This is a genomic window from Arthrobacter sp. MP_M4 (assembly GCF_035984855.1).
Taxonomy (GTDB): domain Bacteria; phylum Actinomycetota; class Actinomycetes; order Actinomycetales; family Micrococcaceae; genus Arthrobacter.
In genome coordinates this window covers 1-12,486 of record NZ_JAXCHX010000045.1, presented here as the reverse complement: position 1 = coordinate 12,486, position 12,486 = coordinate 1, and the positions used below count along the sequence as shown (strand labels likewise).

Sequence of the window (12,486 nt, the reverse complement as noted above, 5' to 3'; positions counted from 1 at the left end):
TCCGCCCAATCATCCAAATTGATCACCTTCCATGATGGTCGGTGGCCCTATTTTCAGTTGGCGTTTCTGGCCCTATTTTCGGTTGGCGTTAACACTGGTCCTGGGGCGCACAGCCCGTAAGCGGAATTGCCACCAAAAGAGTCGCTAATGCAATGTCCTGCAAACGTACGCGCATCATCACTTTTAACCCCCCAATTATGACGGAACTATTCCATATGCACGCGAATGGAGCTAGGTCTTGAAGTGCCCGGCAAAGGATCCTGTACCGGACACCAGCTGAACCGTAAATCAGACCGAAGCCCGGCATGCTCAACCGGTGCTCCTATTCCGGGTAAGGGTCTGCCCCGGGACGTGGGACCGGGCCGGTGCCGCGGTGGCGTAAAGGGCGTTGAGTTGGCGGTAGAGGATTCGGGCGATGTAGCGCTTGAGGGATCTGCGAATTTCGCGTTAGCTGCGGCCTTCTTGGGTGCGTTTGGTGACGTAGTCCCGGGTTCCGGGGTCATGGGCCATCCGGGTCATGGTGATACTGTGCAAGGCTCGGTTGAGGCGCCTATGACCGCCCCGGTTGAGCCTGTGCCGGGCAGTGTTACCGCTTGAGGCTGGCAAGGGATTCACTCCTGCCAGTGAGGCGAAGGCAGCTTCGCTGCGAACCCTTACTGGATGCGACCAGGCTGTCAGGACAGCAGCGACTGTGACAGCTCCGGCGCCGACCATCTCCAGCCGACCATCGGCACCGGACCTGGGAAGTGTCACTTCGAGGCAATACTGTGATGAGCCACAACTTCAGAGGTTGGGCAGGCTTCTAATTAGGCCACCGACGTGGGACAGGTCAACGCCGGCCGCTCCATCCAGCGCGGACAAGTCGGGGGAAATGCACCCTGGCGGGGCAATTGTTTTTTCGAGACGCCCCAGACAGAACGACCGGCATCAACACTGCCAGCTAGTCCCAGACCAGCCACCGTAAGTCTCACAATGTTGTTTGCCTGCTGGCGGAGCATCGCGTAGCTGTGCCCGACGGAACCGGGGCAACCCGAAGGGCATGCAGCGGAGGGGTTGTGGGAGGAAATAGTCGCAGCGCCGACCCAAGGCATCCGGTGCGCGGGCATCCGCAGGACGGTTGAGCCGGTGGAGCGGGCACGTATGATTCAACGGACAGCAGCAAAAAAGGAAAAGAAGAATGCCTGTGCTGTCCGAGCACAGCGAGGCCCTTTTTGTTTTTTCCTGAGGAACCTAACCGTCCGCACAGGAGCTACCCTGCTGCTGCGGACCGAAAGGACTAACGCGGCGACGACCCAGCGTCGACGTGGGCGGAAACTGCGGGAGCTCCGGTCGGCTACAGGACTTGGCGGGAAAGAATCATCTGGGAGTCGGCGCTTTCGTTCGGCGGCGAGAGGTGATCAGGTCGACGATGACTGCCCCGATGAGTGCAAGGGTGAACGGTGATGTAGCGCCGTTGATGAGACTGAACAGTGCGATCGGCTGCGGCTCGACATCCATTGGGACCGGCTGAAGAGTGTTGGCGCCAGCGAATACAGCCGCCATCAGGATAACGAGAGTCACGACCCGCGCCGCCCCGGTGCGGGCTGCCGCACGGTATCCCAGGATCGCAGCCACGGCGAGTAGGACGAATGCGGCCCGCACTACGTACGGCAACCATTCGCCCGCTACGGGGATCGGACGGGCGTTGAAACCCAGAAGGGGAGCGAAGATCTGTGATAGCTGCAGCTGGATCGTCAAATACCCGGTCAAGAAGATAACGCACAGGGGTCCGACCAAGGCGGCCACGATAGACAGGATCGGGCCAGTACGAGAGGCCGGCGATGCCTCGATCTGGTTTGGGCTAGTTACTTTTTCCATCGCGCATATCCCCCTATGTTGACTGCTATGACACTAAGGTCCAGTCCAACTTTTCGGTAGGGGTTGGAATCCGGCGCCCGCATGACCGACCTTCGGTGGATTGGACTGCAGCCCATGTTCGTATATTTGGGATCGACCCACGCGCGCCCTTCAGGCGACCATGAGTGGGGACTGCACGGCGACCGGGGTGTAGGTGGTGCCGTCGCGGAGCATGGCCCACAGGACGTTAAGGCGGCGCCGGGCCACGGAGAGCATGGCTTGGATGTGGGTCTTGCCTTCACCGCGTTTGCGGTCGAAGTAGGCGCGGGAGGCGGGGCAGCTTTTCAGGGCCGAGAGTCCGGAGAGGTAGAACACGCGCAGAAGCCGGCGGTCGTAGCGGCGGGGGCGGTGGTGGTTGCCAGTGATCCTGCCCGAGTCTCTGGGTGCGGGGGCGAGCCCGGCGACGCCGGCGAACCGGTCGGCGGACTGGAAGACGGTGAGGTCTCCGCCGGTCGCGAAGAGGAACTCGGCGGCGAGGACGGGTCCGAACCCTGGCATTCTCAAGAGCATCTCGGTGGCGTGCTGGGATTTCGCGGCGTCGACGGCGGCCTGGGCGACCGCGGCGGAGGAGCGGGTGCCGTGTTTCTTCAGCCAGGCATGCAGCCCGGCCTGGTCGGTGCGGCGGATTTCGTCCGGGGTGCGGTGTTGGTCAGCAGCAGCAGGGCGGCTTTGGAGCGGCTGTAGTCCAAGGCCCGTTCCAGGGCGGGAAAGTATTCGAGCAGCTGGGCCTGCAGGCGGTTGACCGCCCGGACCCGGTCCGCGGATTTGTCGGCCCGCCGGGCGGTGACAATCCGCAAGCCCGTGCTGATCTCGTCCCCGGCCCGCAGGGACTGCAGGTCACGGCGCATCCTGGCCTGGTCGGCGATGACGGCGGCGTCTTTGGCGTCTGTTTTGCATTCGCTGCGGTAGAGCTTGGAGGCGTGGTGGACGCTCCGGGCGTGGATGTAGAGGATGTTCTGGCCGTGGGCGACGAGGATGGCAATCAGCAGCGCCGGGCCGCCGCGGTCCAGGTCGGCGGCCCAGATGACTTCGTCTCCGTCGCCGAGTTTGAGGACGGTGGCGATGAGTTCGAGCAGGGCGGGTTCGTCGTTGGGGATTTTCTACGAAAGCAGACGGTTTCCGTCAGCGTCGATCACGACACAGTGATGATGGGCTTTGCCGGCATCGATACCGGCCCACAATTTCGCCAAAACAAACCTCCAGTCCGTCGTACGGTCGAAATCCCGGCAGATAAACGCGCCGTCGTGTCCCTATCCGGCGATCATGTCGCGTCTCTCGATCAGCGGTCGGGTCATTGCGGAGAGTGCGGGCGGCCAATCCTTCGAAGCCGTCACGACGTGAATCGTCCGGACCACAGCAACAAAGCCATACCCGCCTCCCCCGGGTAGCCACGACCCTACAACGGCCAAGGAACCATCCGTCAACACCATAAGGAGCGGCACCAGCTTCATCGACGCGAGCGTCGGACCACAACCGTCTGTGCGTCTCCTTGTCGGGGACGATTTCCTGGCCCGGTGCGTGTCGACGCGGGCGCACTCATCCCGGCCACGTTTCTTCCGGGCCAGGATGAAGGACCACGCACGCTCCCCTGCCCGTGTGCTGGACGGCGTACCCCCTCACACGCAGCCGCTACCTCAGGGCAGAGCGGCCTCGGCGTTTACCGGGGTCAGCCACTCGCGGGCGGCGAAGACCAAGGCGTCGACGCCATCGCTGAGGGTGGGTTGAATTGCCGGCGCGTAGTGGGAAGAGTGATTCGAGGGTTGCTGACCGACGATCCTCCTCATGTCTTGGACCGATTCCGCAGCCGCGAACAGAGCCGGGTCGCTTCCTCCCAGTAACCAGTAGCTGCACGGCGCCCCGGCGGCCAGGGCCAGCATTCCAACATCCTCACTTCCAGTGACCGGCCCGGGTTCCCACACATTCTGCTCACCGAAGACACCGGCGAGGGCTGAACCTGTTCGCTCGGCGGCAATGGGATCGTTGTAAACGCTGGGGAAACTCTCGTAGATATCGACGGTCGCTTCCCGGGGTGCCCCCGCGCTCACGGATTCGCCGTGGACAATCCGCCGGATCGCCGCGATGGCACGATCCCGAACTGCGGGGTCGAAGGACCGCAAGCTGACGAGGATCTCCGCAGAGTCCGGAATGATGTTGTTTTTCGTTCCCGCGTGGACCGATCCGATGGTCAGCACAAGGGTGTCAGTGGCGGCAATTTCCCGGGACGCGATTGTTTGCAGCCGGAGGATGGTGGACGCGGCCATGACGACGGGATCGACAGTGGTTTCTGGTCGGGATCCGTGCCCGCCGCGCCCGTAAAGGGTGATTCGGATGCCATCGGACGCAGCAAACGCCGGTCCCGGCTGGAGGGCAACAACGCCGGCAGGAAGAGGCGAGACGTGCTGGCCGAGGACAATATCAGGGCGCTGGATTCGGTCAAACAATCCCTCGCTCAACATCGCCGCTGCGCCTGCACCGAGTTCCTCGGCTGGCTGAAACAAGACCTCCAGTGTCCCGGTCCATGTGTCACTTTCGCCCGCTAGCCGTCTCGCTGCCCCAATCAAACACGTGGTGTGCATGTCATGGCCGCACGCATGCATCACTGGAACGTCGTGCCCCTCCTGATCGACTCCCCGCACCAGGCTTGCATAATCGAGCCCGGTCAGTTCATTCACCGGGAGGGCGTCCATATCAGCGCGCAGCATCACCGTGGGTCCATCGCCGTTCATCAGGACGCCGACAACACCGGTACCGCCAACGCCAACAACGACGTCAAACCCTAACCGGCGGAGTTCCCTCTCTGCCAAGGCAGCGGTGTTGTGCTCCTGGAACGACAATTCCGGGTGACGGTGAAGTTCCCGATAGATGTCTTCCAAATCTCCGTGGTCTGAATTTTGAGATCGCACACATGCCTCGTTCCTGATCAGCCGGCGCTGTCGGACGCCGGAAAGTCCACCCGCACTGCCAATTCAGATGCTAACGATTTCCAGGACGGGTAACGAATTCGGCCGCCACCGGAAGAGCGAGTCGGCCTCCAACATCGAGCAGTTCACGGACAGGGTTTCGATGCTCTCAGGTTGACCAAAATCCGCGCTGGAGGGTCACCGTGTCCCGACCTGATCCCCCAGAGGTGCGATGCACCGCCGCCGGAAGGAGAACTGCCCCGGCGTCAGCCCCGGCAGGAGGACGATCTGCCCTAGTGGCGAGCGCCTCACAGTGGGACTATGCAGACGTAAGCGAGAACGTGAAGCGCTGTCATGGCGCTCTTCTCCCGGCGGTCTGGAAGAACTCGTACCAGCCCCGCTTGGAGGTCATCCCGGCAAACGTCCCCTCAACGGGTACGCGCGGTAGGCCAGCGCCGTCGGGATTCAGTGGAAAAGCTTGAGCACAAGCATCGCGAAGCCAGGATCAGGCCGCTCGGCTGAGCCAACTTTCGCCGTCGTAAGTGCTCGCGGTATCGGGAGAGATGCCCGGTACGGGAGGAAGTCAATGGACGTCAACGTTCTGCGCCGGGCCGCCAGGAACGGCCTGGACGACGGAAACTTCACTCTGCTGGATCTCTCGCTCGGCTTCTGGGCCAACGGCGGACGTGCCGAGGCGTGGGACCTGGACGCCTTCATTTACGGACTGATGACCCTCTCAGGTTCAGACGTGCTCGTTCTGGCTTGGACGCTGGAGGAACTTCACAATGTCTGAAAGCCGGATGCACCATCGCGGGCCATGGCGCCGTTCAGCCAACGGCTTCTTGTTTTCCGGCTGATACCGGGGACCCTGCAAGCCGCGAAGTTCGAATGCCCGCCTTTCATGACCTGAACATATATTGGCGACCTATTCAACTACGCCAGGGGTCCGATTTTCCGCATCCGCGCCGGATATCCCTTGACAGCACCCTTCACATCCGGGTGTGCGAGGTGACGCGAAATCGCGCTCTCCCCGCTGGCGTGCCTACTCGAACCGTTTGCACAGCGGTTCCACAGGCAATCCCAATGGAGGACACAGTCGGCGAGCCCAGCATAGTTTGAACTGGTGCAGCCGCGGATACCGCGGCGGACACAACGTACCGGAGTGTCGGTGGTTCGCTGCGATGGCTTTCCCTGTAGGACGGGCGCCACGACGTAAAGCCCCAACTTGCTCAGCGCCTCACGGACAGGCTGCTATTGGCGGAGTCCAGCAGGCCCGAAACCGCGCGAACACCACGCCCAGCGGCGGGATCAGTAAATCCGCCCGCTCGGAACCTGACAGTGAGGTGTCATCGATGTCACCAAAACACCGCTTTTGGACCCGTGAAAACGCGCCCCTGATCCTGCTTGGCGTGGGCCTGTTATTGGTGTTGATCGCCGCTGGAATAGTCCTATGGGTCATCAACGTTGCCCCTGTCATCTTGCGCCTCCCAGGATCCTAGACGAGCTCCTGTTCCCCGATTCCACATCGGAGTTTGGAAGCCCGAGACAAGGGCCAAATCCCTGGAGGCGCCCGGTTCTTGCTCACGTACTCCACCGGAGGAATCCGCTGAACGCTAAGCGGCAGCGGTGACGTCGGCATGTACCCGCGGAAGCGCCTCGAATTCCGGCCTCGCAAACCAATATCCTTGGAACAGGCGGATGCCGGTTTTCTGCAGAACCAGGAACTCCGCTTCTGTCTCGATGCCTTCTGCGAGCACCGTGATGTCGAGCTCTCTGGTTATGCCGACGATGCCAGCAACAACGGCCTGACGGGCAGGGCTGGTGTCGATCCCCCTGATCAGCTTCATGTCGATCTTGATCAGGTCTGGCTGGAAGTCTACTAATAGCCCCAGGCCCGCATGGCCGGCGCCAAAGTCGTCGATGGCGGTGGTAAAACCGTGCTTGCGATATTCGGTAATGATATTCAGAAGGTGGGCGGTATCCGCGACCTCCTCGTTCTCCGTGAACTCGAACATGATTGACGACGTCGGAAAGCTGCATCGCCCGGCTGCAAGCAGGGTTGCACGAAGGCATGCTGCCGGTTCGTAGACCGCGTTCGGCATGAAGTTGATGGACAGCTTTAGATCCTCGCCCGCAGGATACAGGCGCGATGCCAGTTCGATTGCTTTGATGCGGCAGTCTTGATCGAAGCGGTACTTCTGTTCCGGTGAGACCTTTGACAGGACGTCAAAAGCACCCTCGCCCGACAATCCTCTGACCAGCGCCTCGTAGCCCCATACGCGATCGGCAACGGCGTCATAGATCGGTTGAAAGGCCATGCTGAAATCGAAGTCGAGTTGTGAAGATGTCGTGCAGCCGTCGCATGCCATGTGTGGAGTCCTCTCTCGGGTTACGTCCACCGTATGGTACGACGGTTGCGGCCAATATCTCGGCCAATCCGGGTTGAATGCCCGCGCCCAAACCCTCTTGTCATTTTCAGCCGTCCAGAGGCGTCACTGCGCTGTTGGGGGCACTCGATCCTGATCTTCACGGTCCCGGCCCTTTGGGCGACCTCTCTGCGGGGTCACGGCTCCAGTGCCTCCCGACTCGGTTCAGCCTTCCTCGTAGCTGCTCCAATACTGGTCGCCGTGAGTGTCGCCTGTGGCGTCGCTCTGCTCTTATGGCACTAGCGGGGTTTGTGGTGCTTCGTACCTAGCTTTTTGCGAAGGCCCACGTCTTTCCCAATCGAACCCATCAACCACGTGCAGCGGCATTCCGGGCCTATTCTTTCGCTCGATTGGGTTCGCTCCAGGTAGAAGCCCCCTTCGGGACGAAAGACTCGAATGCGTGGACCGTTTCTTTCCGGTGGTGTCGTGATGGTGGCTGCGGCGAGACACCCGGTGTTGCCTCTGTTGCGGTCCAGAGTCGATGGAAGTGGTGGATCGGCCCGTTGCCTTGGCCGACTTGCAATTCATCAGCATGGTTCAGGGCGTCCTGCAGCCAGTCTTTCGCCTGGGAAACAGCAACGGTCCAATCACCAGTGCGTGCCATGACCGTAGCGACGGCGGAAGACAGCGAACACCCGGTCCCGTGCGTATTCTTCGTGGCCACCCGGGGGGACACGAACTCCACGACTCCCCCGTCGGTACCAAGTAGCTGGCCGGTGGCATCAACGAGTGCGTCGGGACTGGATTCGCCGCTCAGATGGCCGCCCTTGACGAGCACCACGATCCCGCAGGCCAGGGACAATTTTCTGGCCTGCTCGATTGCCGTCGCCCAGTTACAGGCGACTGGTTCGTCGACGAGGACTGCGAGCTCGGGAAGGTTAGGGGTCACCAGGCCCACTTCCCCCACGAACTCTCTAAGCGCGGCTTCGGCGTCGGCGGCCAGGAGCCTGTCTCCACTGGTGGCGACCATGACGGGATCCAGAACCACATGTGGGGGCCGCACACGGCGGAGCCAGTCCCGGACGACTGCGATCGTTGCGGCATCTCCGAGCATGCCGATCTTCACCGCATCGATTGTCACGTCATCACTGACGGCGTTGAGCTGTTCGCTGAGAAATTGTGCGGGCGGTGTATGCATGGAGCGGACGCCGCGGGTGTTCTGTGCCACCAGCGACGTGACTACCGCCATCCCGTACCCGCCCATTGCGGCCACACTTTTCAGGTCAGCCTGAATACCGGCACCCCCCGTCGGATCTGTTCCGGCGATGCTGAGGACGCGCGGAATTGAACTCTCTAGAGACACCATTGCTCCTTCAGCAGCCCGGATGCGGCTCGGGGATCATCGGATGCGCAGACCGCGGAGACGACGGCGACGCCGGCAGCGCCGGCGTCACGCAGTGGGCGTACATCAGTTAAGGTGATCCCGCCGATCGCCACGCACGGGAGAGTGCTTGAAGCGATCAGGGCGCCGAAGCCCTCGATCCCCACCGGTCGGGGATGATCGGCCTTCGTGGCGGTGGCGTGGACGGCGCCGACTCCCAAATAGTCCACGGTCCCAGCAGATAGCTCGTGGGCCGTCCGGATCTCCAAATCGGTTGCCGCGCTCAATCCGACGATAGCTTCCGGACCCACGAGGGTGCGGATGAGCTCGGCGGGAAGGTCGGACTGGCCGACATGGACTCCGGCCACTTGTGCTCCTGCCGCCCGAGCGGCCAGGAATATGTCTATGCGGTCATTAATCAGCACGGGGACGCGGTTGCCAACTGATTCGGCAACGGCCATCAGCAGATGCAGCAGCTCCCGGGAAGAGCTTTCCTTGTCGCGCACCTGCACAAGAGTCGCGCCCCCCGCCACCGCTGATGCCACAACAGCAGGCACCGTCCGCGGGCCGCATTGGCGCGTATCAGTCACTAGGTACACGGGCAGGTATCGCCGTAGTTGAGGCTTAAATGTCGGCGCCCAGTGCTGTCCGGAACTTGTTCCGGCGCCCGGGCGCGTCATCGAATGCCATCCGCCGCGACGGCGCGGCGGAGGTTCAGTCCCGCGACAACGTCATCGGAAGTGATTCCCGACAACCGATCCACAAACTCCAGAGCAAAACTTCCCGGGCCTTGGGCCCGCACCGCCGCCTGCTCCGCTGCCACGGTATAAACACCGGTGGCCGCCGTCGCCGCCAGCAGCGGATCGTCGGTCAAAGCAGCGAAGGCGGCCATCACCGCGCCCAAAGCACACCCACCACCGGTCACCCTGGTCAGGAGGGGGTGCCCGTTCGCCACGCCCACCGCCTCCCCGTCGGGCCCCACGATCAAGTCCACGGCGCCAGACACCGCCACCGTTGAGGAAGAGGAAGCAGCCAGACGTTTCGCAGCTCCCAGGGCCGCCAAGGAATCCTCCGTCGAATCCACTCCCCGACCCCCGGCCCCCGCTCCAGCCAAAGCCAAAATCTCCGAAGCGTTGCCGCGGATGATTCGCGGGCGAAGTCCAACAAGCTGATGAGCCAAGGAGGTACGGACGGACAGGGCTCCGATGGCCACCGGATCCAGTACCCAGGGGGTTGCGGCAGCATCGGCAGCCTGTGCGGCTTCGACCATCGCGGCCCGCTGTTCTTCCCGGGGAGTCCCCAGATTGATCAGGACCGCGGAGGCCACGGAGGCGAACTCCCCAGATTCGGAGGGAATGTCCACCATCGCCGGCGCCGCTCCGATCGCCAGCAGGACATTCGCCGTGAAGTTGCTGACCACGGCATTGGTGAGACACTGAACCAGAGGGCTCTGGACCCTCAATTCTTTAAGCAGCTGAGCACAGTCAGCCGATGTATAGCGAATAGCCATTCGCGACATCCCTTCGCTAGTTCGAACTAGATCAGGTTCAACGGGTGTGGATTCTCAGCTGCTCCGTAGGCGGACAGCACCCCGTGTCACTACCCCCACCCTAACCTTTCCGTGCCCGGTGCAGAGAAACGGGCGCCCGCAGACCCCACAATGCTTCCTGAAAGGGACTACCGAGCAACAACTACTCCCCGATCTTGTGAGTCTCCCTCCCCGCAGATCGCTACGGGCCGGACGCGCAGCTCAAGGAGGCGCCTTGGTTTGCAAGGTTGATGTGCACGTCCTGGCCTGAGTGTAAACACGGCCTGAGTGTAAACATGGCCTCCTCAATGCTGTCCTCCCGGCCGCTGTTGGACTCGCCGGCAGATTCTTGTTGATGGCGTACGACCTTCTGTGTGCGGCGCCGGACCGTCCGCGCCGATATGCTTCCCCCAGCATTATTCGGGAGAAATTCAGTGGGGAAACCATGTCCGGGAATCACAACATCTCACTCACACGCCGCGTTTGGACCTGGCTTTTCGTCTTCGGACCCTTGGCAGCCGGTGCCGGCATCTTTCTCGGGTCCCAGAAGGTCGGCAATATGTGCGGAAGCGTCTTCCGGGCGGACAACTTCACAGCGGCCTACTATGACTCCCTTGGCGGCGTCGGCGCCGAAGCCGCCTGCAACCAGTCCATCGCCGCGGCGGCAATTCCAACCTGGATTCTCATTGTTCTCGGCATCATCCTGGTTCTGGCAGCTGTCATCATCCGGACTGTCGGCGATGAAGGGCCGATTGCCGTCACAGGGTCCAGTAGTCCCCGACGGCGCCGGCCGCGGCGTCCTGGCCCGCCATGACAGCGGCGTCCTGGTCCTCGCGCGGACCCCGGGAGCCGTCAGCACTGACCAAATCGGACCGGCGGCGGGATGTCCGGTGCTATCTCGGATGCGGTGCGGCCAGGCAGGCAGCATGAGTTCCCAGCCCCCCCGGCGTCGTCGACCATCCGGCAGGACGAGGCCATGACAGCGATGACTAACAGCGCGAATATACGTCCGTGGTCCGGTCTCTGGAGTGCCTGCGCGGGATCTCGCCCCTGAGCGCGTTCGGTCTCGCCGTCGAGATCGGTGACTGGCACCGGTTCGCCGGCTTCACTAGGCGCCTATGAGTCTAAACGCGCCGTCGTCTTTGACACGCTGACCACCCCGCCAGATACACCGGCACCCGAAGGCAAGCGGTTGCGGACAACCCAGCCCGGGACCGCTTCACTTCAGCCATGGTGAGTCGGCGCAACGCCCGATCGGGGCCTGGTGACAACTTATCCTTCATCGAACGATCGTCGGTTCCTCGTCAGATCCTCAGCCAGCATCACCAGAATGCCGCTCGGGCCGCGCAGGTACGTGAGCTTGTAGATGTCCCGATATGTTGCCACGCCGCGAAGCGGATGGCAGCCGTGCCGCGAAGCTACCTCTAGTGCTGCGTCGATGTCATCCACGGAGAACGCGACGCGGTGCATGCCAATCTCATTAGGGAGGGTGGGGTTTGTCTCGATTGCGTTGGGGTGAAGGTACTCGAAGAGCTCGAGCTGACCGTGGCCGTCCGGTGTTTTGAGCACGGCAATTTTGGCGTGGTTACCATCGAGGCCTACGGCGGTATCGGCCCACTCACCGCTGATAGTGTCCCGGCCGACAAGCTCGAGGCCCAAGTCAGTGAAGAACGCGATCGTCGCGTCGATGTCGCGGACAGCAATCCCGACGTTTTCTAGTTTGATCGTCATGCTTCGCATGCTACATACAGGCAGGCGCCTTGGATTGTTCTGGGACCCTTCAGGCATGGCCAATCGCCAGTTCCCATTCAGCCCGAGAACCAGCAGAGATTCGGAGCAGGGCAGCTCCCGTGCATATGAGGGAGCACGAAGGGTTGCGCTATTCAGGTATGACTGTGATTCTGCTTGCAGCATCCATTGGGCTAGGGAAGGGCTCCGTCATGACTAGGGAGATCATTAGGTCGGCCAAGGCTCCGAGTTCGCCGCTCTTTAGCCAGGGCGTCAAGGCGGGGCCGTTCGTGTTTGTCTCGGGGATTGTTGGCATCGATCCGAGCAACGGCCAACTCGCGGGCGACAGCATTCAGGATCAGACGCGCCAGGCTCTTGCCAACTGCGAGGCCATCTTGGAAGCAGCGGGTGCGGGTTTGGGGAGCGTTGTCGAGGTCGGCGTGCTGCTTAGTGGCTCTTCGGACTTCGCGGGTTTGAATGAGGAGTACATACGGTGGTTTCCCAAGGACCCTCCGACACGCTACGTTGCCAAGCTCGGCGTCGACATGCCGGGAATTCTCGTTTCGATCCGCATGACAGCCTTCGTCAGCTAAGCCTTGATCCACCGATGATCCTTGGATCGGGTCCGGCGTTTTAAACACGAAATGCCCCGTTCTGGGGGAAAATATGGCTTACCACGGTCACATT

The 12,486-nt window shown here is 62.1% G+C and carries 10 protein-coding genes, 3 pseudogenes and 1 riboswitch; of the genes and pseudogenes, 4 read left to right on the top strand and 9 right to left on the bottom strand.

The genetic code is table 11. The features are described 5' to 3' along the window. Positions 1-309 precede the first annotated feature (309 nt). The 4 genes and pseudogenes from RCH15_RS18695 to RCH15_RS18680 all read right to left on the bottom strand — a co-directional run. Positions 310-720, bottom strand: a pseudogene (locus RCH15_RS18695) (transposase); the annotation flags it as partial. A gap of 636 nt (positions 721-1,356) precedes the next feature. Further along, positions 1,357-1,857, bottom strand: coding sequence for a hypothetical protein (locus RCH15_RS18690; protein ID WP_326962154.1), 501 nt, complete (start codon positions 1,855-1,857; stop codon positions 1,357-1,359). A 150-nt stretch (positions 1,858-2,007) separates the two neighbouring features. Continuing rightward, positions 2,008-3,086, bottom strand: a pseudogene (locus RCH15_RS18685) (IS110 family transposase). Positions 3,087-3,530: 444 nt separating this feature from the next. After that, a complete protein-coding gene (locus RCH15_RS18680) occupies positions 3,531-4,799 on the bottom strand; it encodes an amidohydrolase (RefSeq protein WP_326962153.1) in 1,269 nt (422 codons plus the stop codon). Positions 4,800-5,382: 583 nt separating this feature from the next. Here RCH15_RS18680 and RCH15_RS18675 point away from each other — a divergent pair. Continuing rightward, on the top strand, positions 5,383-5,589 hold the full coding sequence (locus tag RCH15_RS18675; RefSeq protein ID WP_326962152.1) for a hypothetical protein: 207 nt from the start codon (positions 5,383-5,385) through the stop codon (positions 5,587-5,589). 820 nt (positions 5,590-6,409) lie between these two features. Here RCH15_RS18675 and RCH15_RS18670 read toward each other — a convergent pair. From RCH15_RS18670 to thiM, 4 genes are all read right to left on the bottom strand, one after another. Beyond that, entirely contained in the window at positions 6,410-7,165 is a 756-nt protein-coding gene (locus RCH15_RS18670; protein ID WP_326962151.1) for an EAL domain-containing protein, read from the bottom strand. 391 nt (positions 7,166-7,556) lie between these two features. Beyond that, positions 7,557-8,528 carry a bifunctional hydroxymethylpyrimidine kinase/phosphomethylpyrimidine kinase gene (gene thiD, locus RCH15_RS18665; RefSeq protein ID WP_326962150.1) on the bottom strand — a complete coding sequence of 324 codons (972 nt, stop codon included), beginning with the start codon at positions 8,526-8,528 and terminating at the stop codon, positions 7,557-7,559. Continuing rightward, a complete protein-coding gene (gene thiE / locus RCH15_RS18660; RefSeq protein ID WP_409017510.1) occupies positions 8,516-9,223 on the bottom strand; it encodes a thiamine phosphate synthase in 708 nt (235 codons plus the stop codon). Before thiE ends, thiD begins: the two co-directional genes overlap by 13 nt. Beyond that, entirely contained in the window at positions 9,220-10,062 is an 843-nt protein-coding gene (thiM, locus tag RCH15_RS18655; RefSeq protein WP_326962148.1) for a hydroxyethylthiazole kinase, read from the bottom strand. Before thiM ends, thiE begins: the two co-directional genes overlap by 4 nt. Continuing rightward, a riboswitch (TPP riboswitch) is annotated at positions 10,045-10,147 on the bottom strand. (Overlaps the previous gene by 18 nt.) 369 nt (positions 10,148-10,516) lie before the next feature. Here thiM and RCH15_RS18650 point away from each other — a divergent pair. Together RCH15_RS18650 and RCH15_RS19170 are read left to right on the top strand one after the other, a co-directional pair. After that, entirely contained in the window at positions 10,517-10,885 is a 369-nt protein-coding gene (locus RCH15_RS18650) for a hypothetical protein (protein WP_326962147.1), read from the top strand. 147 nt (positions 10,886-11,032) lie between these two features. Continuing rightward, positions 11,033-11,181 (top strand): annotated as a pseudogene (locus RCH15_RS19170) (IS110 family transposase); the annotation flags it as partial. A gap of 162 nt (positions 11,182-11,343) precedes the next feature. Here the strand turns inward: RCH15_RS19170 and RCH15_RS18645 are convergent. Next, positions 11,344-11,802, bottom strand: a complete 459-nt coding sequence (locus tag RCH15_RS18645) for a VOC family protein (RefSeq protein WP_326962146.1) — start codon at positions 11,800-11,802, stop codon at positions 11,344-11,346. Between the two features lie 209 nt (positions 11,803-12,011). On the opposite strand from RCH15_RS18645, the gene RCH15_RS18640 reads away from it, so the two are divergent. Next, positions 12,012-12,392: a RidA family protein gene (locus tag RCH15_RS18640; protein ID WP_326962145.1), complete on the top strand. Its 381-nt coding sequence runs from the start codon at positions 12,012-12,014 to the stop codon at positions 12,390-12,392. The last annotated feature ends 94 nt before the right edge of the window (positions 12,393-12,486 follow it).